Origin of the sequence: Bradyrhizobium sp. B025 (assembly GCF_042257955.1) — a bacterium.
Taxonomy (GTDB): domain Bacteria; phylum Pseudomonadota; class Alphaproteobacteria; order Rhizobiales; family Xanthobacteraceae; genus Bradyrhizobium; species Bradyrhizobium diazoefficiens.
Genome location: NZ_CP170150.1, coordinates 743,166 through 769,138, shown reverse-complemented (window position 1 = coordinate 769,138; position 25,973 = coordinate 743,166). Strand labels below are relative to the sequence as shown.

General features: G+C 65.5%; 21 protein-coding genes. 10 read left to right on the top strand and 11 right to left on the bottom strand.

Annotation, left to right across the window (positions count from 1 at the left end; all coding sequences use genetic code 11):
• Window positions 1–320: 320 nt before the first annotated feature.
• On the top strand, window positions 321–1,214 hold the full coding sequence (locus tag ACE10W_RS03660) for a YihY/virulence factor BrkB family protein (RefSeq protein WP_011084192.1): 894 nt from the start codon (window positions 321–323) through the stop codon (window positions 1,212–1,214).
• Here ACE10W_RS03660 and ACE10W_RS03655 read toward each other — a convergent pair.
• Window positions 1,141–2,415: an ATP-binding protein gene (locus ACE10W_RS03655; RefSeq protein WP_028173549.1), complete on the bottom strand. Its 1,275-nt coding sequence runs from the start codon at window positions 2,413–2,415 to the stop codon at window positions 1,141–1,143. The two genes, ACE10W_RS03660 and ACE10W_RS03655, sit on opposite strands and share 74 nt — an antisense overlap.
• A 72-nt stretch (window positions 2,416–2,487) precedes the next feature.
• A complete protein-coding gene (gene gluQRS / locus ACE10W_RS03650) occupies window positions 2,488–3,393 on the bottom strand; it encodes a tRNA glutamyl-Q(34) synthetase GluQRS (RefSeq protein ID WP_028173550.1) in 906 nt (301 codons plus the stop codon).
• A 178-nt stretch (window positions 3,394–3,571) separates the two neighbouring features.
• Here gluQRS and ACE10W_RS03645 point away from each other — a divergent pair, with 178 nt between their 5' ends.
• The 5 genes from ACE10W_RS03645 to ACE10W_RS03625 all read left to right on the top strand — a co-directional run bounded on the left by ACE10W_RS03645 (window position 3,572) and on the right by ACE10W_RS03625 (window position 9,186).
• Complete coding sequence (locus tag ACE10W_RS03645; protein WP_011084189.1) at window positions 3,572–4,312, top strand: DNA-3-methyladenine glycosylase; 741 nt, start codon at window positions 3,572–3,574, stop codon at window positions 4,310–4,312.
• On the top strand, window positions 4,309–5,394 hold the full coding sequence (locus tag ACE10W_RS03640) for a DUF2855 family protein (protein WP_304550813.1): 1,086 nt from the start codon (window positions 4,309–4,311) through the stop codon (window positions 5,392–5,394). Before ACE10W_RS03645 ends, ACE10W_RS03640 begins: the two co-directional genes overlap by 4 nt.
• A 139-nt stretch (window positions 5,395–5,533) precedes the next feature.
• Complete coding sequence (locus ACE10W_RS03635; protein WP_304550812.1) at window positions 5,534–7,312, top strand: NAD(P)/FAD-dependent oxidoreductase; 1,779 nt, start codon at window positions 5,534–5,536, stop codon at window positions 7,310–7,312.
• Window positions 7,313–7,435: 123 nt separating this feature from the next.
• Window positions 7,436–8,413, top strand: a complete 978-nt coding sequence (locus ACE10W_RS03630) for a peptidyl-alpha-hydroxyglycine alpha-amidating lyase family protein (RefSeq protein ID WP_304550811.1) — start codon at window positions 7,436–7,438, stop codon at window positions 8,411–8,413.
• A gap of 215 nt (window positions 8,414–8,628) precedes the next feature.
• On the top strand, window positions 8,629–9,186 hold the full coding sequence (locus ACE10W_RS03625) for an HNH endonuclease (RefSeq protein ID WP_028173554.1): 558 nt from the start codon (window positions 8,629–8,631) through the stop codon (window positions 9,184–9,186).
• Between the two features lie 15 nt (window positions 9,187–9,201).
• Here the strand turns inward: ACE10W_RS03625 and ACE10W_RS03620 are convergent, their stop codons facing one another.
• Together ACE10W_RS03620 and ACE10W_RS03615 are read right to left on the bottom strand one after the other, a co-directional pair.
• Window positions 9,202–10,662 carry a GH1 family beta-glucosidase gene (locus ACE10W_RS03620; protein WP_304550810.1) on the bottom strand — a complete coding sequence of 487 codons (1,461 nt, stop codon included), beginning with the start codon at window positions 10,660–10,662 and terminating at the stop codon, window positions 9,202–9,204.
• 2 nt (window positions 10,663–10,664) lie between these two features.
• A complete protein-coding gene (locus tag ACE10W_RS03615) occupies window positions 10,665–11,666 on the bottom strand; it encodes a family 16 glycosylhydrolase (protein WP_028173556.1) in 1,002 nt (333 codons plus the stop codon).
• Between the two features lie 453 nt (window positions 11,667–12,119).
• Here ACE10W_RS03615 and ACE10W_RS03610 point away from each other — a divergent pair, with 453 nt between their 5' ends.
• Complete coding sequence (locus tag ACE10W_RS03610) at window positions 12,120–12,341, top strand: dodecin (protein WP_011084181.1); 222 nt, start codon at window positions 12,120–12,122, stop codon at window positions 12,339–12,341.
• Window positions 12,342–12,521: 180 nt separating this feature from the next.
• Window positions 12,522–14,426 (top strand): diguanylate cyclase domain-containing protein, encoded by a 1,905-nt coding sequence (locus ACE10W_RS03605; RefSeq protein ID WP_304550809.1) that lies wholly within the window; start codon window positions 12,522–12,524, stop codon window positions 14,424–14,426.
• Window positions 14,427–14,439: 13 nt separating this feature from the next.
• Here ACE10W_RS03605 and ACE10W_RS03600 read toward each other — a convergent pair whose 3' ends face one another.
• Window positions 14,440–16,452 carry an autotransporter-associated beta strand repeat-containing protein gene (locus ACE10W_RS03600; protein WP_304550808.1) on the bottom strand — a complete coding sequence of 671 codons (2,013 nt, stop codon included), beginning with the start codon at window positions 16,450–16,452 and terminating at the stop codon, window positions 14,440–14,442.
• Window positions 16,453–16,844: 392 nt separating this feature from the next.
• On the opposite strand from ACE10W_RS03600, the gene ACE10W_RS03595 reads away from it, so the two are divergent.
• Both ACE10W_RS03595 and ACE10W_RS03590 read left to right on the top strand, forming a co-directional pair.
• Entirely contained in the window at window positions 16,845–17,876 is a 1,032-nt protein-coding gene (locus ACE10W_RS03595) for a helix-turn-helix domain-containing protein (protein ID WP_304550807.1), read from the top strand.
• A 143-nt stretch (window positions 17,877–18,019) separates the two neighbouring features.
• Window positions 18,020–18,610, top strand: a complete 591-nt coding sequence (locus tag ACE10W_RS03590; RefSeq protein ID WP_051000242.1) for an HAD family phosphatase — start codon at window positions 18,020–18,022, stop codon at window positions 18,608–18,610.
• Window positions 18,611–18,634: 24 nt separating this feature from the next.
• Here ACE10W_RS03590 and ACE10W_RS03585 read toward each other — a convergent pair whose 3' ends face one another.
• The 6 genes from ACE10W_RS03585 to ACE10W_RS03560 form a co-directional block, all read right to left on the bottom strand.
• A complete protein-coding gene (locus ACE10W_RS03585) occupies window positions 18,635–19,603 on the bottom strand; it encodes an ABC transporter ATP-binding protein (protein ID WP_011084175.1) in 969 nt (322 codons plus the stop codon).
• A complete protein-coding gene (locus ACE10W_RS03580; RefSeq protein WP_028173561.1) occupies window positions 19,600–20,595 on the bottom strand; it encodes an ABC transporter ATP-binding protein in 996 nt (331 codons plus the stop codon). Before ACE10W_RS03580 ends, ACE10W_RS03585 begins: the two co-directional genes overlap by 4 nt.
• Window positions 20,595–21,512, bottom strand: a complete 918-nt coding sequence (locus tag ACE10W_RS03575; protein ID WP_028173562.1) for an ABC transporter permease — start codon at window positions 21,510–21,512, stop codon at window positions 20,595–20,597. Before ACE10W_RS03575 ends, ACE10W_RS03580 begins: the two co-directional genes overlap by 1 nt.
• On the bottom strand, window positions 21,478–22,437 hold the full coding sequence (locus ACE10W_RS03570) for an ABC transporter permease (RefSeq protein ID WP_011084172.1): 960 nt from the start codon (window positions 22,435–22,437) through the stop codon (window positions 21,478–21,480). The genes ACE10W_RS03575 and ACE10W_RS03570 overlap by 35 nt, the downstream gene beginning before the upstream one ends.
• 29 nt (window positions 22,438–22,466) lie before the next feature.
• On the bottom strand, window positions 22,467–24,257 hold the full coding sequence (locus ACE10W_RS03565; RefSeq protein WP_304550806.1) for a peptide ABC transporter substrate-binding protein: 1,791 nt from the start codon (window positions 24,255–24,257) through the stop codon (window positions 22,467–22,469).
• Between the two features lie 262 nt (window positions 24,258–24,519).
• On the bottom strand, window positions 24,520–25,938 hold the full coding sequence (locus ACE10W_RS03560; RefSeq protein WP_304550805.1) for a M20 family metallopeptidase: 1,419 nt from the start codon (window positions 25,936–25,938) through the stop codon (window positions 24,520–24,522).
• Window positions 25,939–25,973: the final 35 nt, after the last annotated feature.

Below are 25,973 nucleotides of genomic sequence, written 5' to 3'. Positions count from 1 at the left end.
ACCGTGCGCGCCGGTCCGCTATCTCCCCCCACCCGTCATTCCGGGGCGCGCCAACGGGTCCGCAACGCGGCCCGGTGGCGCGAGCCCGGAATCCATCAAGCTGCGTCACGCGCGGCGAAATGGATTCCGGGCTCGATGCTCCGGGTCGTGCTTTGCGCGGTCCCGTCACATCGCCCCGGAATGACGACTGGGTTGGTCGCCGATCTGGCTTTTAAGCCAATAATATCAGAAGCTAGCTGGATGATTTCTGATCTGCATAGGTCGCCTGTCTTCTTTGCCTCTCCCGGCAAGCGGGGAGATGGTATGCGCCGGGGCAAGCCGTGAAAGCCATCCGCTACATCTACGTCGTCGTGATGGATGCGTTCTACACGTTCCTGGCCGACGACGGCTGGGCGATCGCGAGCCACATCGCGCTGTCGACATTGATGGCGCTGTTCCCGTTCCTGATCGTGCTGACCTCGCTCGCCGGCTTCTTCGGTTCCAAGGAGCTCGCCGACCAGGCCGCCAGCCTGATGCTCGAGGTCTGGCCCAAGCAGGTCGCCGACAGCCTTTCCGGCGAGATCCACGACGTGCTGACCACGACCCGCACCGGCGTGCTGACCATCGGCGCGGCGCTGTCGGTCTATTTCGCCTCGAACGGAGTCGAGGCGCTCCGCGTCGCGCTCAACCGCGCCTATGCGGTGGTGGAGATGCGGCGCTGGTATTGGCTGCGGCTGGAGTCGATCGGCTATACGCTGGTTGCGGCCTTCACCGCGCTTGCCATGGCGTTCCTGATCGTGCTCGGCCCACTCATCATCGAGGCGACGCGACGCCACATCCCGCTGTTCGTCGAGTCCAACGAGAGCATCCTCACTTGGCTGCGCTACGGCATCACCATCGGCGCGCTGGTGGTGGCGCTGATCATCCTGCATGCGTGGGTGCCGGCGGGGCGGCGCAGCTTCCTCCAGATCCTGCCCGGCATCGTCTTCACCATGGTGGCGTCGCTGATCTCGGGCATCGTGTTCGGGCAATATCTGGCGCGCTTCGCCAACAATTACGTGACGATGTATGCGGGGCTGGCCTCGGTGATCATCGCGCTGGTGTTTCTGTATTTCATCGCCGCGATCTTCGTCTACGGCGGCGAGCTCAACGCCGCGATCATCAAGTCGCGGCTACCTCACGGCGTGTCGCTTCAAGCAGCGCAGTCGCTAAAGCACGCGGAGACACGGGCTTGACCAGGAAGGCGTCGGCGCCCGCCTCGCGCGAGGCCGCCTCGTCCTCGCCGCGCCCGGAGACGCCGATGATGGGTATTTGAGCGAGCGGCGCCGGCATGGTGCGGATCCGCCGGATGGCCTCGACGCCGTCGATGCCCGGCAGCACCATGTCCATCAGCACCGCGTCGAAGGCCCCCTGTGCCAGCCGGTTCACCGCGTCCTCGCCGCGCCCGATGAACTCGGCATGATGGCCGAGCTCGGTCAAAATGGTGTTGAGCACGACGCGACCGAACGGATTGTCCTCGACGCTGAGCACGCGCAGCGCGGCCGCCGCATCGGCCTCGGCTTCGCCCTTCGCCTTGCGGGACCTGGCCGGTCCCGCCGCGTCCAGCGTCACGGTCAATGTGAAGGTGGCGCCGCCGCCGCGCCGCGGTGCGACCGAGATGTCGCCACCCATCCCGCGCGCCAACTGCTTCACCGAGGATAGCCCCAAGCCCGCGCCGCCGAAGCGCGAGGCGATGGTGACATTGGCCTGGGTGAACGGGCGGAACAGCCGCTTGATCTCGGCCATGGTCAGGCCGATGCCGCTGTCGGACACCGCGAAGGCGACGCCGACCCTGCCCTTCATCTTGTCGTTTTTCTTGCCTTTGGCTGGACGCCAAGGCGCGACCACGAGCGCCACGCCGCCCTGGTCGGTGAACTTCACCGCATTGTCGATGAGGTTCTCGAGTGCAGCGCGCAGGCGGACGGGATCGCCGACCACCAGCCCTGGCAGCTTTTCGGAGAGCTCGACCTGGGCCTGGAGGCCCTTGGCCGCGGCGCGCCCGGCGAGCGAATCGCCGGCGCTGCGGGCCAGCGCCCGCAGGTCGAACAGATCCTGCCGCAGCGCGCCGCCACCCTTCCCGGCCCCCTTGCCGGTTCGGGCGGCGTCCACGAACAGGGTGGCGAGGCTCGCCAGATGCTCGGCACCGGCCTTGATGGTGTCAGCCCAGCGCCGCTCCCGCTCCCCGAGATCCGAGGTCGCGAGCAGGTCGCTGATCGCGAGAATGCCGGTCAGGGGCGTGCGGACCTCATGGGCAAAGGCGGCAAGCGCCGCCTGGACCACGTCCGGCGCGACCACTTTGGTGGTGCGCTTGCGCACCTTTCCGGCCGCCCCGGACCGCTTCCGAGGCAATCGCCTGGACGTCCGCGTAGTGCGCGCTGGGCGCGTTTTCGCCGCCATAATTCCCCTTCGAAGTATCCCCTTCGAACCCCCGGGCCGTCAGTCGAGCATGGCACGGCGGAACCCCTGGAGTCACGGCGGTGTTTGGCTAAACCCCAGAGAAACTTCACCTAATCCCACCAGAGCGCGGATGCCGACGGGCGATGCACCGGCGTCGCGTAACTCCCGCAAGCCGGTCGAGCGGCTCGATTTCGACAGCTTCCGCCCGGCTTCATCCCGAATCAGGGCGTGGTGGCGGTAGGCGGGTTCCGGCAGGCCAAGCAGGGTTTGCAGCAGGCGGTGGACGGAGGTGGCGTGAAACAGGTCCTGGCCGCGCACCACCTCGCTGATCCCCTGGAGGCCGTCGTCGACGACCACGGACAAATGGTAGCTGGTCGGCGTCTCCTTGCGAGCCAGGATCACGTCTCCCCAGGCCTCCGGCCGCGCGGGAACGACGCCCCTCTCGCCCTCCGGCCCCTCGCCGAGCTCATTCCAGGCCAGACTGGCAACGCGCCGGCAGGCGGCCGCCATGTCGAGCCGGAGCGCATAGGGCGCGCCGGATGCGATCAACCGCGCCTGCTCGCCGGCGGACAGCGACTTGGCGTCTCCGGGATACAGCGGCGCGCCGTCGGGATCGCGCGGCCACGGCCCATCGGCCTCGCGCGCGGCCACAAGTCTTGCGATCTCGGCGCGGCTTTCGAAGGCGGGATAGACGAGGCCGAGCGCAGAGAGCTTTTCCAGCGCGGCGCGGTAATCGGAAAGATGCTCCGACTGCCGGCGCACCGGTGTTTCCCAGGCAATGCCGAGCCAGGCGAGATCCTCGTAGATCGCCGCCTCGAACTCAGGCCGGCAGCGCGTCGCATCGATGTCCTCGATCCGCAGCAACAGCCGCCCGCCGGCCTCCCGCGCGCGGTCGAAGTTGAGCAACGCCGAATAGGCGTGGCCGAGATGCAGGAAGCCGTTCGGGCTCGGAGCAAATCGGAAAACGGGTGGCGACATATGACAGGATCTCGTGATGGCCGGGCTTGACCCGGCCATCCATCTTCCATGACTCTGTTACGATAGGAGATGGATGCGCGGGTCCCGCCTACGCCGAAGGCATCAACGGGCTTTTCGGTATTGGGCCAGCGCAGCTTTAGCAGAGACGGCAAGCCCGCGCATGACGAGTTAGGCCACAATGACCATCCACCTCGAAACCCAGTCCGATCTCGAAGAGGCCGTCCACGCGCTGGTGAAGCGCGATCCTCGGCTCAAGCCCGTGCTTGCGGCTGCGGGCATGCCGGCCTTGCGGCGACGCGAACCGGGCTTCCCCGGGCTCGCGCATATCGTCTGCGGGCAGCAGCTCTCGACCGCCAGCGCCGCGGCGATCTGGGGACGGCTGTCGGCCGCGTTAGATCCGTTCGATCATGAGGCGGTGGGCCGCGCGCGCACCGACCGGCTGGGACGGCTTGGCCTGTCCGCCGCCAAGATCAAGACGCTGAAACATCTTGCGCGCGAGATCACGGCGGAGCGGCTGAACCTCGACGTGCTCGCCGAGGAAGATGCCGACGCCGCGCATCACACGCTGATCTCGCTGCCCGGCATCGGACCGTGGACGGCGGACGTCTATCTCCTGTTTTGCCTCGGCCATGGCGATGCCTGGCCGGCCGGCGACCTCGCGGTGCAGGAGGGCATCAAGATCGGCCTCGGCCTTCAGGCACGGCCGACGGAGAAGCAGATGGTGCCGCTCGCCGAACCCTGGCGTCCGCTGCGCGGCGCGGCGGCGCATCTGTGGTGGAGCTATTACCGCGCGGTGAAGAAACGCGAGGGCGTGCTCGCGGGCGAGGCGAACGCCGTTTTAAACAATGTTGCTGTTGCAAAGCCCTCACAGGTGAAAGAGAAGATGCCGGCACGAAAAAAGCCGGGACCTTCGCCATGACCTCGACCGACTTCGTCGTTGCGCGCAACGATCTCGAGCAGTGCAAGCTGATCGAGACCGCCATTCCGGATGCAGCCGCGCTGCCGCAGGATGCGCTGCTGGTGAAGGTCGAGCGCTTCGCGCTCACCGCCAACAACATCACCTATGCCGTGATGGGCGACGAGCTGAAATACTGGCAGATCTTTCCGGCGCCGCAGGGTTTTGGCAACATTCCGGTATGGGGTTTTGGCGAGGTGATCGCCTCGAAACATCCCGGCGTCGCCGCCGGCGAGCGGTTGTTCGGCTATTTTCCGATGGCGACGCATCTCGTCATCGAAGCCACGGACGTCAGCAAGCGCGGCTTGCGCGACGGGGCTGCAAATCGGCAAGGCGTGGCGCCGGTCTACAATCTCTACTCACGCGTCACCGGCGACCCCGCCTACGCAGGCCGGCAGGGCGACTACCAGGCGCTGCTGCGACCGCTGTTCATGCTGTCGTTCCTGGTCGACGACTTCCTCGCCGAGAACGATGATTTTGGCGCGCGAACCGTGCTGCTGTCGAGCGCCTCGAGCAAGACCGCGTTCGGCCTTGCGCATCTGTTGCACACACGCGGCCGCAAGGTGATCGGCCTGACCTCAGCCGGCAATACCGGCTTCGTGACGTCGCTCGGATGTTACGACGAGGTCGTCACCTATGACCGCGTGACGTCCTTGCCATCGAATGCGCCGGTCGCCTTCGTCGACATGGCCGGCAGCAGCGCCCTGCGCGCCGAACTGCACCGGCATTTTGGCGACCAGATGAAATGCTCGGTGCGCGTCGGTTTGACACATCGCGCCACCGAGGCCGACGAAGGAGCCCTGCCCGGCGCAAAACCGCGCTGGTTCTTCGCGCCGGACCATATTCGCAAGCGGACGAAGGATTGGGGGCCTGGCGGCATCGAGCAGCGCTTTGGCGCGGCATGGTCGGGCTTCGCGCCGCTGCTGGAGAAATGCCTGCGTGTGATCGAGAGCCGCGGGCCGGAGGCGGTGCAGCGCATTTATCTCGACACGTTGAAGGGGCGCATTCCGTCCGAGCAGGGCCACATGCTCTCGCTGCGCGGGTAAAGCGCTTTTGACATCGGCTGATCCAGTATAGCGTTCGACTTCTATCATTATTGGAGCATGATCTCTTCGGAAAACCGCTACACGCTTTTCCGAATCATGCTCCAGAGGAAACGCCGCGAAGACGGCCACGAGGTCGCGAATGCTGGACAGGACGAAGGATATTTCCGTCGCCGCGCAGGCCTGGCTCGATGAATTCAGGGACGCGCTGGGCAAGCCGGAGCCCGCCGCCGCACTGGACCTCCTCTTCCTCCCCGACAGCTTTTGGCGCGATGTGCTGGCGCTGAGCTGGAACTTGCAAACGCTGGCTGGCCGCAGCGCAATCGCGCAGGCGTTGGCCGCGCTCGCGTCCGGGGCTGCACCGACCCATTTCGAGATCGCACCGAACCGTGCGCCACCGCGCTGGGTGACGCGCGCCGGCACCAGCAACATCGAAGCCATCTTCAATTTCGAGACCGCGCTCGGCCGCGGCAGCGGCATCCTGCGGCTCGTGCCTGATAGCACCGACGGCGACCGGTTGAAGGCGTGGACGCTGCTGACCGCGCTCGACGAGCTCAAAGGCTTCGAGGAACAGCTCGGCACGTCACGGCCGCGCGGCCAGGCCTATTCGCGCGATTTCCGCGGGCCGAACTGGCTCGACCAGCGCAACACGTCGCGCGACTACGCCGATCGCGACCCGGCCGTGCTGGTGGTCGGCGGCGGCCAGGCCGGGCTCGCCATCGCGGCACGGCTTAAGCAGTTGAAGGTCGATACCTTGATCGTCGATCGCGAGGCGCGGATCGGCGACAATTGGCGCAAGCGCTATCACGCGCTCACCCTGCACAACCAGGTGCAGGTCAATCACCTGCCCTACATGCCGTTCCCTGCGAACTGGCCGGTCTATATCCCCAAGGACAAGCTCGCCAACTGGTTCGAAGCCTATGTCGATGCCATGGAGCTGAACTTCTGGACCGGCACCGAGTTCGAGGGCGGCGCTTACGACGAGGCGAAAGGCCAATGGACCGTCACGCTGCGCCGCGCGGACGGCGGCAAGCGCACCATGCATCCGCGCCATGTGGTGATGGCGACCGGCGTCAGCGGCATCGCCAATGTTCCTCACATCCCAACGCTCGAGAATTTCAGGGGTACGCTGGTGCATTCCAGCCGCTACGAGGACGGCGAAAACTGGACAGGCAAGCGCGCCATCGTCATCGGCACCGGCAACAGCGGCCACGACATCGCGCAGGATCTTTATTCCAGCGGCGCCGAGGTGACCCTGGTGCAGCGCTCGCCGACGCTGGTCACCAATATCGAGCCGTCTGCGCAGTTGGCCTATGCGACCTACAATGAGGGCACGCTCGAGGACAACGATCTGATCGCGACCTCGATGCCGACGCCGTTGGCGAAGAAGACCCATGTGATGCTGACGGAGCAGTCGAAGGAGCTCGACAGGGAGCTGCTCGACGGCCTCTTCCGCGTCGGCTTCAAGCTCGACTTCGGCGAGGCCGGCACCGGCTGGCAGTTCAAATACCTCACCCGCGGCGGCGGTTATTATTTCAACGTCGGCTGCTCCAACCTCATCGCCGAGGGGGCGATCAAGCTCAGGCAGTTTTCCGACATCGAAAGCTTCGTCGCCGAGGGCGTTCGGATGAAGGACGGCACGACCATTCCGGCCGACCTGATCGTGCTCTCGACCGGCTACAAACCGCAGGAATATCTGGTGCGAAAGCTGTTCGGCGATGGCGTAGCCGATCGCGTCGGCCCGGTCTGGGGATTTGGCGAAGGCTTCGAGCTGCGCAACATGTATGCGCGCACGAAGCAGCCCGGCCTGTGGTTCATCGCCGGCAGCCTCGCACAGTGCCGGATCAACTCGAAATATCTCGCGCTCCAGATCAAGTCCATCGAGGAAGGGATTTTGGTGCGTGAGGTGGGTACAAGGTAACACACACGTCATTCCGGGGCGCGCGTAGCGCGAGCCCGGAATCCATCTACCCCCGGGATATGCGGCCCGATGGATTCCGGGTTCACGCTACGCGTGCCCCGGAATGACAAGAGGAGAAACCCAATGCCAGCCATTCTCGGCACCGGCGAGCACCGCTACCGCGTCGTCGAAAACTTCGCGAAACTTCCGGACGGCTGGCAGCTCACCGACGTCGCCGCCGTCGCGGTCGACAGCAAGGACCGAATCTACGTCTTCAACCGCGGCGCCCATCCGATGGTGGTGCTCGACCGCGAGGGCAATTTCCTGCGCAGTTGGGGCGAGGGCCTGTTCTCGCGCGCGCACGGCCTGCACATCGATGCCGACGACAATCTCTACTGCACCGACGACGGCGACCATACCGTGCGCAAATGCACCAGCGACGGCGAGGTGCTGCTGACGATCGGGATCCCCGCAAAGCCGGCGCCGTTCATGAGCGGCGAGCCGTTCCACCGCTGCACCCACACCGCATTGTCGCCGAAAGGCGAGATCTATGTCTCCGACGGCTATGGCAATGCGCGCGTACACAAGTTCACGCCGGACGGCAAGCTGATCACGAGCTGGGGCGAGCCCGGCACCGACCCCGGCCAGTTCAACATCGTGCACAACATTGCCACCGATTCCGACGGCTGGGTCTACGTCGCCGACCGCGAGAATCATCGCGTGCAGGTATTCAATGGCGAGGGTAAATACGAGACGCAGTGGAACAACCTGCACCGGCCCTGCGCGCTGTGCTGCTGCGGCGGCGGCAGGGGCCCGACCTTCGTGATCGGCGAGCTGGGCCCCGGCCTCGATATCAACCGCAATGTGCCCAATCTCGGCCCGCGGCTGTCGATCGTGGACGCCAAGGGAAATCGCATCGCGCGGCTCGGCGGCGAGGAAGGTCCGGGTGTGGCCAGCGGCAAATTCCTGGCCCCCCACGGCATCGCGCTGGACTCGAAGGGCGACATCTACGTCGGCGAGGTCGGTGTCACCAACTGGACGACAAGCTTCCCAGACCAGGAGATGCCGGCCGTGGTGCGCGCGACCCGGTGCTTGCAGAAGCTGGAACGGGTACGGGAGTAGCCGCCGCGGCAAGCCACGACGCGCCGCCAAAGGCGGTTCCGCGCCAGTTGCCGGCCCCTCCTCGAATCACGGCGTTTTCGAGCGCTTTTGCCACCCCGCCGCCGCATTGCCTGCGCCTGAATAAGTCGCTCAACGGGCTTCACAATCCCGTCACGCTGCATGTAGTATGTCAATACATGCTGCTTCGCAGCGTACATGGAGGCCGGGAGCGTTACTTGAACGCACATGTCTCGCAAGGCAGTTGGCCGGTGTTGGTGCTGAATGCGGACTTCCGGCCGCTGAGTTACTACCCACTGTCTCTGTGGTCGTGGCAGGACGCGATCAAGGCGGTGTTCCTCGACCGCGTCAACATCGTCGCGCATTACGATCAGGCGGTCCGAAGTCCCACGCTGGAAATGCAGCTGCCGAGCGTGGTCTCGCTCAAATCCTTCGTCAAGCCGACCACCCACCCCGCCTTCACCCGGTTCAACGTCTTCCTGCGCGATCGTTTCGCCTGCCAATATTGCGGCTCGCCCGAAGATCTCACCTTCGATCACATCATCCCGCGCAGCAAGGGTGGCCAGACCACCTGGGAGAACGTGGTCGCGGCGTGCTCGCCCTGTAATCTGCGCAAGGGCAATCTCACCCCGGCGCAGGCCAAGATGTTTCCGCGCCAGAGCGCCTTCGCGCCGACCGTGCATCAGCTCCACCGCAACGGCCGCATGTTCCCGCCGAATTACCTGCACGACAGCTGGCTGGACTATCTCTACTGGGATACCGAACTGGATCCGTAGGGCCGGCGCGCAACCTCACACCCCGATCGCATTCCTTGCCACCACGTCGCGATAGAACGCCGCGCTCAGTTTCGCGACCCTCGCCTGCGTCTCGAAGTCGACCCGGTAGAGGCCGAAGCGTTTGCCGTAACCAAAAATCCACTCGAAATTGTCCATCAGGCTCCAGAGGAAATAACCGCGGATCGGCACGCCCTCGGCGACGGCGCGCTGCATCTGGGTCAGATAGTTGCGCAGGAACATGATGCGGTCGAGGTCGTAGACCTGACCGTCGGCGGCGATCCTATCCTCGGACGAGGTGCCGTTCTCGCTGATGTAGAGGGTCTCGATGTTCCAGATCTTCGCGGCAAGGCGCGGCGCCCAGTAGATCACTTCGGGGCCGACCCGCAGCCATTCCGAATTCATGTGCGGGAACGAGGTGGGGAACGGCAGCACATGGAAGCCGGGCGCGCGGTCGGAGGCGGTGACATAGAACTGCGGCGCGTAGATGTTGAGGCCGACGAAGTCGGTCGGCGCACCGATGATCTTCAATTCCTCGGCGGTGAATTTCGGCGCGTCCGCGCCGGCATAGGCGAGGAAGCCGTCGGTATATCTGCCCTCCAGCACCACGCCGAGGAAGCCGGCATTGAGCTCGCGCGTCGCGATCTCGGCGGCACGGATGTTTTCCGCCGTTGCGATCGCCGGCACGCAGGCCGCGATGTTCTCGGCTGCGCCGACCCTTGTGCCGGCGCGCCCCGAGGCGCGAATCGCCTGCACGGCAAGCCCGTGCGCCAGCGCGACGTGATGGCGGGCCTGGTTCAGCTGCGCGGCCGGCAGCCTGAGGCCGGGCGCGTCGATGCCCCAGCCATAGCCGAAATTCACGAAGCGCCCGACCTCGTTCACGGTGAAGATGTTCTTGACGCGATCGGTCAGGCGTGCGGCGACATACGCAGCGTAGTCGGCAAAGGCCTTCGAGGTGTCGCTCGACTGCCAGCCGCCGACGCGGGCCTGGAGCGCCTGCGGCAAATCCCAGTGATAGAGCGTCGCATAAGGCTCGATGCCGTTTGCGAGCAACTCGTCGACGAGGCGGTTGTAGAAATCGATCCCCTTGGGATTGGCTTGACCCGTCCCATCAGGAAACACCCGCGGCCACGCGATCGAGAAGCGGTAGGCCCTGACGCCGAGCGCCTTGATCAGCGCGACGTCCTCCTTGTAGCGGTGATAGTGCTCGTTGGCGCGGTCGCCGGTGGAGCCGTCCTCGATCTTGCCGGGGGTGTGGCTGAAAATGTCCCAGATCGATTTGCCGCGGCCGTCCTCGTTGACGGCGCCTTCGATCTGGTAGGAAGAGGTCGCCGTGCCCCACAGGAAATCCTTCGGGAAGGGTGCACCGCGCCCGGCCGATGGCGTTTCGCTCTCCGCAGCGCGGACGCCCGTCGCTGCTCCCAGCGCGGCAAGGCCCGCCAGCTTGGCAAAACGACGCCGCGAGAAATCCGCCGACATATCTATCTCCGCGCCTGCTCCATGTCGATCTGATAGGCGGAAATCCGGTCGATCTCGAATGCGACGCTCGGCGGCGATTGCGCATCGACGGGACCGACGCCGACGAAGAACTTCGAGCCGATCGCGAGATTGACGATCAGGTACATGGGATCGTCAAAGCCGATCGGCACCTTGATGTCGGAGACCGGCTTGCGGTCGATGAAGTAGACCAGGCGATCCTCCTCCCACAGCACACCGTAATTGTGGAATGTGCTCGAAGCGTCGCCGACCGCGAAGTCGAAGCCGCAGGACTGGATCTTCTGGGTCGACGGAATCCGCCAATGCGTCGTCATCACGAGATCGCCAGGCCGCTCGCCGCGGCCTTCCAGCACATCGACCTCCGGCGGCCAGCCGCCGTCGTCCGCCAGCATCCAGAACGCAGGCCACACCGCATGGCCGACCGGGACCTTGGCGCGGATTTCGAAATAGCCGTGCTTCTGCGCGAACCTGCCCTGCGTGGTCAGGATCCCGGAGATGTACTCGTTGTTGAACAGAACGGACTTCAATTCCTGCGGCGTGCGGCTCGCGACGATCGAGAGCACGCCGTCCTTCACCTTGAACGGATCAAGCCCGAGCGGCGCCGATGCGCGCCCCGTGTAGCGCGGATCGACATAGATCTGCTGCTCGCCATTGGCGCTGGTCTTGCGCTTGAAGTCGGAGCCGTCGCCGCCCCAGTAGCGCGCCTCCGGCCACGCCGCGCCGCCGGCATAGTGCGGCACCCAGCGTCCGCCCGACAGCGGGTGCTCGTCGAAATCCTCGTTGAACGTCCGCCGCAACGGCAGGAACATCAGCGAGGCAGGATTGACCGTTTCGAGCTTGCGGCATTCGATCATGGACGGATCGGTCGTCACTTGCAGCGACATGGTGCCGGGCGCGCCGTCGAGATCGTCCTGCACTGCGCCGATCGCAGGCACGGCGGACAGACTGATTGCGACCAGAGCGCTCTTCGTCCAACGGCCGATCATCGCTGCACATCGAAGGTATAGGGAAACGGACCGAGGCTAACGCGCCCGCCTTGGCGCGAGCAAGAGCGGTCATGCGGCGGCGCACGAATTTGAGGGCACCGCCCGCAGGCGCGAGCCAAATATTCGTGCCCTTGCACAAACTGGGAACCACCGATGGGCGGCCCGGCGCTCCGTCAGGTTCGAGGCGGCATCTGGCTTCATGCCCTGGGCCTATCCACTGCAACACGACTGCTGATGGCGCCGGTCGCATTTCTGTCGGTCGGCATCGGCTATCTCTTCTTCACCGCGGCAACACTCGCGGGCGCGGCCTGCTCCACCTTGGCTGGCGCATGCGGGCCATCACGGAGCACGGAACCCGAAGCGCGGGCGTCCGTTCAATCTGGAGGCCCAACGCTCTCGAATACACCGCGGGAGCGGTATCCGGGCCCGTCAAAGCACAGGGGAAGACGCGCCATGCCCACAGCCGAGAAAGATCACGTCTACAAGATCCTGGAACTGGTCGGATCGTCCGAGACCTCGATCGAGGATGCGATCAAGAACGCGGTCAGCCGCGCCGCCAAGACCATCCGCGAGATGAAATGGTTCGAGGTGGTGCAGACGCGCGGCCACATCGAGAACAACGCCGTACGCCACTACCAGGTGACGCTGCGCGTCGGGTTTACGCTGGAGGAGTGAGGCAGGAACGCCGGGCGGATCCGGCGTGAGGTCAGCGTGGTTAACATCAGCCGACGATAATCCATCGAAACATCGAGGACCGGTTCCGGCCGAATACGGGATTCGGCACAATCAGCGCGGATGACGCAACAGGCCGTTAAGGCGAAAGTGAGAGGTTTGCACCGAAATGGAGCAAGCCTGATGAATACGGGCCGCGACCTCGGGAAAACGCGTCTTCCGCTCTGGGCGGCGGGTTTCGTCATGCTGACTTGCTTCGCCATCCTGGGCCTGAGCGGCTGGCGCGAATGGGAAACGCGCAATGCCGAACTCAGGACCGCCGAAATCGACGTGACCAACCTCGCGCAATCGCTGATCCAGCATGCCGACGACACGTTCGAGCTCGTCGATACCATCCTCGTCGGGCTGGTCCATCGGCTCGAGCTCGATGGAACGGGTCCGGACACGATCGCAAAGCTCCAGACCTATCTGCCGACCCGCAAATCATCGGACCGCATCCGCGGCATCTTCGTCTATGACGAGACCGGCCGCTGGCTTGCCACGACCGAGCAGGTCGACTTCTCCAAATTCAACAACAGCGACCGCGAATATTTCCAGCGTCATCGCGACTCGCCGGATCCGGGCACACTGATCGGACGCCCCGTCAAGAGCCGGGCCGGGGGCCAGTGGATCATCACTGCGTCGCGCCGGGTCAACCATCCCGACGGCAGCTTCGCCGGCGTTGCCCTGCTCACGATCGACGTCAGCTATTTCGTCAAGTTCTACGAGCGCTTCGACCTCGGTCCGCACAGCTCGGCGTCGCTGCTGAACAACGACGGCATCATGCTGGCGCGCAGCCACGACGAGAGCGGCGCCTTCGTCGGACGCGACCTGTCCAACGCGCCGTTGTTCAAGCAATGGAAAAGCCGTCCGGCTGCGGCAGTCTACTATTTCAAGTCGCCGCTGGATAACGTGCAGCGGCTCAGCTACTACCAGCGCAGCAGCCGCTATCCCCTGATGGTGCTGGCGAGCAAGTCGCAGGACGACGTGCTGGCCCCTTGGCGCCGCGCGGCGGGTGCACGCATGACCGTTGTCGTCGGCCTCGTCCTGCTGATCGCGGCGATCGGCTTTTACCTGGTCCGTCAGCTCTTGCAGCGGCAGCGCATGGCACAGGCTCTGATCGCCAAGGAAGCCCATTTCCGCCTGCTGGCCGAGCAATCCAGCGACATGGTGACCCGGATCGGACTGGACAACCGGCTGATCTACGTTTCTCCGTCATGCGCGCGCATCATCGGCTGGTCTTCCGACGAACTCCTGGGGACGTCGGCCGTGGCCGGGGTTCACGCGGAGGACATGGAACGGGTCGAGCAGGCCATTGCCGCGCTGAAGAATGGCGAGGCCGAGGAGGCGAGGTTCGTCTACCGTCAGCGCCATCGCGACAAGGGCGAGATCTGGGCCGAGTCGGCCCTGCACGTGACCCGGGCGTCCGACAGCGGCGAGATCGACGGCGTCGTCGCGGTGGTGCGCGACATGACCGAGCAGAAGGACTTGCAGAACAAGCTCGCCTCGCTCGCGGCGACCGACGGCCTCACCGGGCTCGCCAACCGGCGCGCATTCGATGAGCGCCTCGCGGACGAATGGGCCCGCGCCCGCCGCGATGGCACCCAACTCTCGCTCCTGCTGATCGACGTCGATCATTTCAAGACGTTCAACGACCATTACGGGCATTTGGCCGGCGACGGCTGCCTGCGTGCGCTGGGGCGGATCCTGTCCGCTCATCCCCGGCGGCCGGCCGACTTCGCGGCTCGCTACGGCGGCGAGGAGTTCGCCGTGCTGTTGCCGAACACCGACGCCGACGGCTGCGCCAGGGTCGGCGAGGAGATTCGCGGTGCGTTGCGCGACCTCGCCATGCTGCATGCACAGAATCCGCCCTCGCGGCTCGTCACCGCGAGCGTGGGCGGCGCGACGGCGTTTCCATCCGAGACCACGACCGACTCCAGCGCGCTGGTGGCGGCCGCCGACCGCGCGCTCTATGCCGCCAAGGACAGCGGCCGCGACCGGCTGGTGATGTCGGGACAGGTCGTGCCCTGGCCCGCGAGGAGCGCGTGACGCAGTCGCCGGCCTACCAGGCGTAGCGAACGCTGCCCTTGCCGGCGTAGCTGCGGGTGACGTTCGAGAACTCGCCTTCGAAGCTCGCCGCCGCGGACCAGCCACTCAGCCAGCTCATCTCCACGGAAGCCGTGGTGAGCGCGGAGTCGCGAGCCTGCGCAGCGCCGTTGACGACGAAGCTCGCGCCCGGCAGCGCCTGGAAGGTGCCGTCCTTGGTCAGCGCGAGCGATCCCGCACCGTCGCGGATCGTCCCCGAAAAGATCTTGGACGTGTTGTCGCCGCCGGTGATCAGCGTGGCGGCGCCGCCGCTGTTGCTGACCGTGCCGGCACCCGCGAGCGAGCCGATCGCATTCGAGAAGCCGGCGAGATCGAGCACGGCGCCGCCGGCGACCGTGACCGCGGAATTGCTGCCGAAAGCGCTGGTCGATCCGGCCTGCAGCGTGCCCGCGTCCACAATGGTCGGCCCGCTATAGGTGTTGGCCCCGGACAGGATCAGCGTTCCGGCGTAACCGTTCGCTTCGTTGACGACGACGTCGCCGGAGCCGGACAGAACACCCGTGAGATTCACCGTGTTGCCGGTGAGAACGTTGTAGGTGGGATCACCTGTCGCGACGATGTTGTTGCCGACGCTGAAGCTGCCGTTGAAGTTCACGGTCACGCCCGTCGTGCCGCCATTGAGCGTCAAGGCGCCGCTGCCAAGCGCGGTGCCATTGCCGACGACAAGCGTCGTGCCCTCGTTGATGGTGGTGCCGCCGCTATAGGTATTGGCGCCCGAGAGCGTCAGCGTGCCGCCATTGCTCTTGGTGATCGCGACACTGCCGCCCTGGTCGGCGGCGTTGGTCCCGCCGCCGGGATTGCTGCCGCCGGAGCCGATATAGTCGGTGATGCCATTGGCAATGGACTGGTTGCCAGAGCCAAAGCCGAGCACGGTGCTCGTCCCGCCGGTGCCCTGGAAGAAGATGCCGGAGCCGAAGGCCGAGCCGTTGCCGCCGCCGTTGAGGCCCGTGCCGCCCGAAACGCTGCTCGTCGTTTGCGAAAGATCGCCCTGAACGGCCACCGTCCCGCCGCTCTGCACGAAGATGGCACCGCCGGCACCGAGGCCACCACCACCGGAGTTGGATCCGGTCCCACCACTGCCGCCATTGCCGGCGCCAAAGCCGCCGCTCCCGGCAGCCGTGATCCCGCCGCCGCCGCCTCCCCCGAAGCCGCCGGCACCGCCGGTCGAGGTGGACAATCCGGCTGCCGAGCCACCTCCGCCGCCGTAGCCGCCCGAACCGCCCGTTGTTGCTCCGCCCGCATTGGCACCGCCACCGCCACCGCCAAAACCGCCCGCGCCTCCAGCCACGGGCCCCCCGCCGGACGAACCACCGCCGCCACCGCTGGCGAAACCACCGGCGCCTCCGGTCTGGGGACCACTACCGCCGTTATGCACCCCACCGCTCGGACCGCCGGCAGTGCCCGAGCTGTTGGCGTCCGAGCCGACGAATAGTCCACCGCCTCCAGCCGGAGTCAGAGGATAGGACTTGCCGCCCGTGCCGCCCCCGCCGCCCACCTCTCCGAAGTTGTCCACGACGCCGCCGCCCTTGGCCTGCGTGTTCGAGACGGCGACGTTCGACAAGGTCAATGCGCCGTTGCTGGAAACGAAGACCGCGCCGCCGAGTCCGGCGCCGGCACCGGAGCCCAAACCGGCTCCGCCCTGCGCCACCGCATTGGCGATGGTCAGGCTCTTCAGTGTCACCGAATAGGTCGAGCCGGTGGTCCCGGCATCGCCGATGAAGAACGGCCGGTAGGTGCCGGCGCCGCTGATGGTCGGGTTGTTACCATTGCCGTCGATGGTGATGTTCTTGGTGATGATCGGCAGCTCGCTCAGGAGCGTGATGGTACCGCTGACCTGAAACAGGATGGTGTCGCCGCTCGTGGCGCTGGCGATCTCCCCCCGCAGGCTGCCGGCGCCGCTGTCGGCCGTAGAGGTCACCACCAGCGTCGCTGCGCGCGCCGCACCGGACAGGCCGAAGAACGATGCCATGACCGCAACACTTGCGAGCGCTGCACACCGGCGTGCACCAAGCCGAAGGCTCGTCTGCCCGATCGACAGGCACGAGGGCGGACGCAATCTGGTCGTCACGAAGAGCCTCGGACGCAAGCTGCGTGGCAACGCTGGTGATCTCGACGCGTCGTTAGCAGACTGGACACCTGCACAATGTGCCCGGTGTCTCAGGCGTGGATTTCGGTGAACAGTGATGCATGTGCGGCACATCGAGGCCGCGCGCCCGCAGCCTCGTCGAACGCCCTCATCGTCCGACGTCGCTTGCGTCCTCGTTGCCGAACCGCTACATGCGGGGGCGATGCTGGTCTGCTGCCGGGCTCAGAACATTAAGGCGCGCGACCTCGTCGAGGCGTGATGCGGACGAGACGGCGGTGAACAAGACGATGCTGGCGGACGACCCCGAACACGGGCCGAGCGCGCTGAGACAGTTGCGCGCGATGACCGTGGACATCTGCGATGTCATTGCGCTCACCGACGAGAACGATTTCCACATCACCACCACGACAGTGATGGCCGGCAACGCATTGCTGGTCGATTCTCGCGCCACGGACCTCGAATACGACCGGACGCCTGCGCACATCGCACGCGGCGGCCTCGACCACTATCAGATGACCCTCTGCATCGAAGGCGAGATGCGGTTCAGCTCCGGTCGCCGCGAGGTGACGTTGCGGCCCGGTGACATTTGCCTGCTCGACATGGCGCAGCCGAACCGGACGGTGTTTCGCGGCGGTAGCGGACGCACCCACCTGATGGCAATCATCGTGCAACGGTCGATGCTGGCGCCACGGCTCGCACATCCGGATTCGGCGACGGCCACCCTGTTGCCGTCAGACCACCCTCACGCGCGCCTGCTCGCAAGCCATTACGCAGCGCTTGCGCTGCCGCCTGAGCCAGAGGCGGGCAGCGTCGAGGCCACGATCGAGGCCATCGCCGACATCGTTGCCGCGGCTGCGGGCGGTACGGCCGACATCGCCGAAGGCGTCGAGCGGGCCGAGCGACATCTTTATCTGGCAATGATCAAGCGCCGCATCGCGGACAATCTCGAGACCGACGCGCTCGGCGTAGGCGAGCTCTGCCGCCATTTCCAGATTTCGCGCGCGACGCTTTACCGGCTGTTCGAGGCAGATGGCGGGCTGGCGCATTACGTGAGAGAGCAGCGGCTCAATCTCGCCTTTCAGCGGCTGTTGTCGCCGGCGGCGCAGGACAAACGTCTAATCGACCTCGCTGTCGGCTTGCGGTTCAGCAGCGACTCCACCTTCATCCGGGCGTTTCGCCGCAAGTTCGGCCTAACGCCGGGCGAGCTCAGGGAGCTGACCGACACGTGGCTCCGCGAGACCGGAGCGATCCCGGCTTTCGATACAGTGTTGCACCAGCTGGCCCGCCGCCGCGCATCACGATCGTAGAGGTGTCGCGCTCATCTCGGAGCTCGGCCCGGCCTGGATTTGTCGTCCACGTTCCAGCGGGATATGACTACGAATCGACCGGACATTTAAGCCAATCCGAGAGTGCTACCGTGACTGACGCGATCAAGCTCGTCCTCTTCGACATGGACAATGTCCTGTGCAACTACGACAGGGGACAGCGTGTGGCATGCCTGGCGGAGCTCGCGGGATCGACCAGCGAGCTCGTCCACAAGGCAATCTGGGACAGCGGATTCGAGCTGCTCGGCGATTCCGGCGCTCTCGACGCCCCTGACTATCTGCGGGGCTTTGGCGAACGCATGGGCTATCCGCTGTCGCTCGACGAGTGGGTGGAGGCGCGGCGCCGCTCGATGCAGCCCGATCACGCGATGCTGGAGATTGCCCGACGTCTGCGCAAGACCGTCGATATTGCCGTCCTGACCAACAATACCACGCTGGTCGCCGACCACATCGACACGCTGCTGCCGGACTTGCGGCCGCTGTTCGGCTCCCGGATCTACACTTCGGCCCAGTTCAAGACGGCAAAGCCGGACCCGCGCTGCTATCGCCGCTGCCTGGCCGAGCTCGACGTGATGCCGCAGACCGTGCTGTTCGTCGACGATCTCCCGGCCAATGTTGCCGGCGCGCGCGAGGCGGGCCTGTTCGCGCATCACCACACGTCGGTGGAGGCTTTCAGGCAGGCCCTCTCGGCGCACGGCCTGCTTCAGGGCGAATGAATACGCCTTCCGCTTTGATCGGCCTCAGGCGAGATGGCACGCCACGAAGTGACCGCCAGCGCCCTCCTTCAGCTCGGGCGCGCTCTCCGCGCAGCGCGGCTGGGCGATCGGACAGCGGGTGTGGAAGTGGCAGCCTGACGGCGGCTTCATCGGGCTCGGCACGTCGCCCTTGAGGCGGATGCGCTCACGCTTGAGCTTGGGATCGGGCACCGGCACCGCCGACAACAGCGCCCTGGTGTAGGGGTGCTGCGGGTTGCGGTAGAGGTCGCTGGCTTTCGCCAGCTCGACGATGCGGCCGAGATACATCACCGCGACGCGGTCGGAGATGTGCTCGACCACCGAGAGGTCATGCGCGACGAAGAGATAGGTGAGGTTCAGCTCGGCCTGGAGGTCTTCCAGCAGATTGATGACCTGCGCCTGGATCGACACGTCGAGCGCGGACACCGGCTCGTCGCAGACGATCAGCTTCGGCTCGACCGCGAGCGCCCGCGCGATCACGATGCGCTGGCGCTGGCCGCCGGAGAACTCATGCGGGTAGCGGCGCATGTGCTCGGCCTTGAGGCCGACCTTGACCAGCAGGCTCGCGACGCGCTCCTCCCGCTCCTTGGCCGATGAGCCGAGCTTGTGGATGACGAGCGCCTCGCCGAGAATCGTACCCACCGTCATGCGCGGATTGAGCGAGGCAAACGGATCCTGGAACACGAGCTGCATGTTCCGCCGCATCGCGCGCAGATCGTTGCCGCCGAGCTGGCGCACGTCCTGGCCGTCGAAGGTGACCTCGCCGTCGGTCGGCTCGATCAGGCGCAGCACGCAGCGCCCCGTCGTCGACTTGCCGCAGCCGGATTCACCGACGAGACCGAGCGTCTCGCCGCGATTGACCGAGAACGACACGCCGTCGACCGCATAGACGCTGCCGACCTGGCGCGACAGCAAGCCGCCGAGAACGGGGAAATGTTTCTTCAGACCGCTGACGCGGAGCAAGGGTTCGCTCATGACGCGGCTCCCAACTGCGTATCCCCCAGGTGACAGGCCATGCGGTGGCCGGGCGAGACCTCGCGGAGCAGCGGCTCCTTCTCGGTGCAGACGTTCATCGCGAACTTGCAGCGCGGCGCGAAGCGGCAGCCGACCGGCGGATTGATCAGGATCGGCACCGAGCCACCGATCGCCTCCAGCCGCGTCTTGTGCTCGCTGTCGAGGTCGATGCGCGGGATCGAGCGGATCAGGCCTTGCGTATAGGGATGGCGGGGATCGGCGAAGAGATCGTCGACGCTCGCCTCCTCCACCACCTTGCCGGCATACATCACGACGACGCGCTGCGCGGTCTCGGCGACGACGCCCATGGCATGGGTGATCAGCATCACCGCCATGCCGAAGCGCTCCTTCATGTCCTGCAAGAGGTCGAGGATCTGGGCCTGGATGGTGACGTCGAGCGCGGTGGTGGGCTCGTCGGCGATGATCAGCTTCGGCTTGCAGGCGAGCGCCATCGCGATCATCACGCGCTGGCGCATGCCGCCGGAGAACTGGTGCGGGTAGTTGTGCACGCGGCCTTCGGCGTTGGGGATCTGCACCAGCTTGAGCATCTCGATGGTGCGCTCGAGCGCCTGCTTCTTCGTCACCGCTTCATGCCGGCGCAGGCTCTCGGCGATCTGCTCGCCGACGGTGAGCACCGGGTTGAGCGAGGTCATCGGCTCCTGAAAGATGAAGCCGATCTCCTTGGCGCGGATCTCGTCGAGCTGATTGCTCGTCAGCGGCACGAGATCGCGGCCTTCGAAGATGATCTGGCCGGCGGCGATGCGGCCGGGCGGCATCGCGATCAGTTTCAGGATCGACATCGCCGTCACGGTCTTGCCGCAGCCGGACTCGCCGACGACACAGAGCGTCTCGCCGCGGTTGATGGAGATGTCGACGCCGTCGACGGCCTGCAGGATGCCGTCGTCGGTGGAGAAATGGGTTTTCAGGCCCTTGATCTCGAGCAGCGGCGCCATCAGATCACCCGTCGCGCATCGAGCGCGTCACGCAGGCCGTCGCCGATGAAGTTGATGGCGACCACCGCGATGAAGATCGCGCCGCCCGGAAACAGCGCCCAGTGCGGACCGATATCGAGGAAGTCCTTGGCGTCGTACAGCAGCCGCCCCCAGGTCGGGGTGTCCGGCGGAAAGCCGAGGCCGAGGAAGGACAATGTCGATTCCGCGATGATGGCGGCGGCGACGTCGATGGTGCCGGCGATGATCACCGGACCGAGCGCATTGGGCAGGATGTGGCGCACCACCTGCCGCACCGGGCTGGCGCCGAGCGCGCGCGCGGCCTCGACGAACTCCTTCTCGCGGATCGACAGGAACTGCGCGCGCACGAGGCGGGCGACCGGCATCCAGCGCAGGCCCCCGATCACGAGCACGATCAGGATGAAGATGCCGCCCTCGGGGCCGAACGCGGCCTTGAGCCCGTCGCGGAACAGATAGATCAGCAGCAGCAGCAGCGGCAGCTGCGGCAGCGACAAGAAGAGATCGGTGAGCCACATCAGCCCGTGACCGACCGCACCGCGCGACATGCCGGCAAGCGCGCCGATCAGCGTGCCGACGAACACCGAGACCAGCATCGCGGCAAGGCCGACCGCGAGCGAGATGCGCCCGCCATAGATCATGCGGGCGAGGATGTCCTGCCCGAGATCGTCGGTGCCGAAGGGATGGGCGAGCGAGGGCCCCTGCATGCCCGCCACGATGTCGATGTCGTCGATCTTGACCCGCCAGACGAAGGGGCCGGCGACCACCGCCAGCACCAGAATGAGGAGCAGGAACGCACTGACCACGGCAAGCTTGTGGCGGCTATAGCGCCGCCACGTCTCGCGCCAGGGCGAGTAGACGCGCCGCTCAGCGGAGGGAGATGCGAGGGTCAAGCCAGCCATACAGGACGTCCGCGATGAGATTGAACAGGACCACAAGGCACGCGAAGACGAAGGTGACGGCCATCACCACCGGCGTGTCGTTGGAAAGGATGGAGGAGATCAGCAGCGAGCCGATGCCGGGGATGCGGAAGATCTGCTCGGTGACGATGGCGCCGCCGAACACCGCCGGCATCTGGAGCGCGATCAGCGTGACGACCGGGATCATCGCATTGCGCATCACATGCTTGACGATGACCTTGGCCTGCCCGAGTCCCTTCGCGCGCGCCGTGGTGACGTAGTCGAGCCGGATCACGTCCAGCATCGCCGAGCGCACGAAGCGCGTCATCGACGCCGCCTGGAACAGGCCGAGCACCGCCACCGGCATGATCGCCTGCCGGATCATCTCGAGCACCCAGCGGATGCCGGTGGCCTTGATGTCGCTGGAATAGACGAAGGGCAGCCAGTCCAGCGTGACCGAGAAGATCAGGATGAAGAGGATGCCGGTGAAGAAGGTGGGCAGCGAGAAACCGACGAAGGCCAGCACGTTGGCGATCTGGTCAAACAGTGAATACGGCTTGGTCGCCGCGTAGACGCCGACCGGAATCGCGATCAGGAGCGCCAGGATCTGCGCCGAGCCGATCACATAGAGCGTCGCCGGCAGGCGCTGGAGGATGAGCGCATCGACGTTCATCCGGCTGACGAAGGAAAACCCCCAATCGCCATGCGCCATGGCGGAGAGCCAGTGCAGGTAGCGCAGATAGATCGGATCGTCGAGGCCGAACTTCGCCCGAAGCGCGGCAGCGACTTCGGGCGGTACGTTCGGATTGGTCGCCAGTTCCGAAAACGGATCGCCGGGGGCGAGCGCCAGCACGACGAACAGCACGAGCGAAATGCCGAGCAGGCTCGGAATGGCGATCAGCAGGCGACGCAGGACATATTGACTCATAGGGAAAGACCCCGCCTAGGCCTGCGCGATCATACCTCCCGGTACCAGTCGAACAGGTTGTCGGTCTCGTTCGCCCAACCGCTGACCACGCAAACCAGGTTGTTGGCAGCGGCCTCCACCTTGAGGCGATGCTGCACCGGGATGAACACGGTGTCCCCGATCAGGATATCGTTGGCCTTGATGTAGAACGCCGCGCGCTTGACCGGATCCATCTCGCCTTCCGCGGCCAGGATCGCGTCGTCATACTCCTTGTTGACGTAGCGCGGGAAATTCTGTCCCTGCCACTTGTTCTCCTTGGTCGCCACATTCGCCGACATATAGCGCCGCATGTGCTGGGACGGATCCGGCTGGCTCATCGGGATCTGGAACATCTCCATGTCGGCATAGAACTTCGGGTAGATGTCGGGATTGCCGGCGTCGGAGGAGAAGAACACCGAGGCGACGACCGACTTCAGCTCGACGTCGATGCCAGCCTTCTGGCAGGCCTGCTTGACGATGGCCTGGGTCTTCTGGCGCGGGCCGTTGATCGAGGTCTGGTACAGAAGCTTCAGCTTCTTGCCGTCCTTCTCGCGGATGCCGTCCGCACCCGGTTTCCAGCCGGCGTCATCCAGCATCTTCGACGCCTTCTCGATGCTGAATTCCCAGCTCGTGTTCTTGGAGACGAACTTTTCGGGGCCGTTGAGGAAGTTCGCCGTGGTGCGGCCTGCGCGGCCGTAGATCACCTTCTTCACCGCTTCACGATCGACCAGCATCGCCAGCGCCTTGCGTACGGCGGGATCGGAGAACAGCGGGTGCTTCGTCTTCATCGAAGAGCGCTCGCCATCGACCTCGGTGTTCGGGTCGGTGAAATTCAGCGCGATGAACTCGGTGTCTCCGCCCACGGCGTAGATGGCCTTGCCCTTGCCGCCCTTCTCCAGGCGCAACAGCACGTCGTCTTCGACCTGGATGTTATAGCCGAAATCGTATTCGCCGGTCTGGATCACCGCGCGCGCCGCCGAGACGGCATCGCCGCCGCCCTTCATTTCGAGCGTGTCGAAATACGGACGGTTCGGCATGTGATAGTCGGGATTGAGCTCACCGCGGACGAGATCGCCCGGCTTGAACTCGAGGAATTTGTACGGGCCGGTGCCGACCGGCGAGAGGTTGTTCGGCGCCTCACGGGACTTCGCGCCTTTGTAATCCGCGAACAGATGCTTGGGGATGATGGTGTTCGGAGCCCCGACGAAAGCATCGGCCCAGAACGGCGTCGGCTTGTTGAAGACGATGCGGACGGTGAGGTCATCCACCTTCTCGACGACGATGTCGCGATAGGTCGCAATGGTGACCGCGGAGGTCGCGGGATCCTTGGCGTATTCCCAGTTGAACACGACGTCGTCGGCGGTGAACGGCTTGCCGTCGTGCCACTTGACGCCGGGCTTGAGCTTCCAGGTCACCGACTTGCCGTCGGCGGCGAGGCCGCCGTTCTGGATCGACGGGATTTCGGCGGCCAGAACCAGCTTCATGTTGCCGTCCGGATCCCAACAGGCAAGCGGCTCGTAGAACAGGCGCGAACCGTCCTGGTCCTTGGTGCCGGTGGCGAAATGCGGATTGAGCAGGGTCGGCCCCTGCCACCACAGCAGCTTCAGCGCACCGCCGCCGCCGCGCTTGGTCGGCTTGTAGGTCGAAACGCCTTCCGCCATGGCGACGCCGCCCAGCGCGAGGATCTGGTTGGCCAGCGGTGCGGTCAGACCGACAGCGGCAAGACGCTGGATGAAGGCACGGCGATCCATCCGTCCGTCCTTCACTTGGCCGATCATCGAACGCAGTTCTTTATCCAGCATGGTTTGTCCCCCGTCTGGTTCCCGAATGGATGCAGGCGGCCGCGATGCGACCGCCGGGTTTTGTCTGGCCGTAGATGGCACACCGAATAGGCCGCCCGTCAACTGCGACTGTGTGTATGCAAACGGTGTTCTGGCTGTCCGTTGGGCAAAACTGCGTTCCGCAGCCCAAGCGTTCGGCAATCCGGCGTCAAAACGCGCCGGAATCCACGTTGCACTGCGGAAAATTTGTTCGCCGGATCAGACGAAGTGTCGAGACGAAATTCTACACCACGGACATATTCAGTGGCGGCGCGACGTGGTCCGGCAGCGGACAGACATAAGGTGTCTTGGCTGTTCGCCTCGCAAGGTCGGCTTTCGCGGCCTTGATCAGCTCCGGTTCCGTGAGCGCCTTGATGCCGGTACCCGCCATCGCCTTGGCCGCCTGCACCATGGCCTTGTGGGCATGCGGGCTCTTGCCCTGCGCCACCACCTGCCAGGTGTGGAACGGCGTGCCGATTGCAACCGTCGGTGCGTGAACCTGCACGGTCGGCACCACCCAGCTCACGTCACCAACGTCGGTCGAACCGACCAGCGGGTTGCGCTTGGCATCGAGCGGCACCAGGAAGTCGGCCAGCGGCCGATCGGTCGGCTCCATCCCGATCGCGTAGTAGACCGAGGCGATGTCCTTGTCGGTCAGCGTCGATCGGATCTGGGTGGCAAACCCCTTGTCCGCGTCGTCGAAATGCGGCGGTCCGAGCTCTTCCATGACCCGATGCAGCGCCTGCTCCAGCGGCGTATTCGGCAGAATGTTGGAGACCGCGGAGATGATCTTCATCTCGACCTTGGTCTCGGTCATCAGCGCCGCGCCCTCCGCGATCTTGCTCACGCGGCCGACCAGCTCGTTCATGCCGGGCAGATCGCGGGCGCGGATCGAGTAGCGCACGCGCGCATGCGCCTGCACCACGTTGGGCGCAATGCCGCCGGTGTCGAGCAGCGCGTAATGCACCCGCGCGTCGCTCGGCATGTGCTCGCGCATGTAATTCACGCCGACATTCATCAGCTCCACCGCATCGAGCGCGGAACGGCCGAGATGCGGCGAGGCGGCCGCATGCGAGGTGCGGCCGGTGAAAATGAAGTCGGCGCGCGTGTTCGCGAGCGACGGCGTCACCGCCACTTCCCAGAAGCTGTGCGGATGCCAGGTGATGGCAATGTCGGCATCCTCGAACGCGCCGGAGCGCACCATGAACGCCTTTGCCGCGCCGCCTTCTTCAGCCGGGCAGCCATAGTAGCGCACGCGGCCCGGCACCTTGTTCTCGGCGAGCCAGTCCTTCACCGCGGTCGCGGCGAGCAGTGCCGCAGAACCGAGCAGATTATGACCGCAGCCATGGCCATGGCCGCCGGTCTCGACCGGACGATGTTCCGCCACGCCCGCCTCCTGGCTGAGGCCCGGCAGCGCGTCATATTCCCCCATGAAGGCGATGACCGGTCCGCCCTCGCCCCACTCGCCCATCAGCGCGGTCGGGATGCCCGCGACGTTCTCGGTGATACGGAAGCCCTGATGGCGCAGTTCGGCGAGATGCTCGGCGGCGGACCGCGCCTCGGTGTAACAAACCTCCGGCATGCCCCAGACCTTGTCGCTGAGGTCGATGAAACGCGCCTTGATCGTGTCGACGCCACGCCAGATGTCGCTGCGGTTGTCCATGTTTCGGTCCGTGATCTCTTGGTCAAACGAAGCGG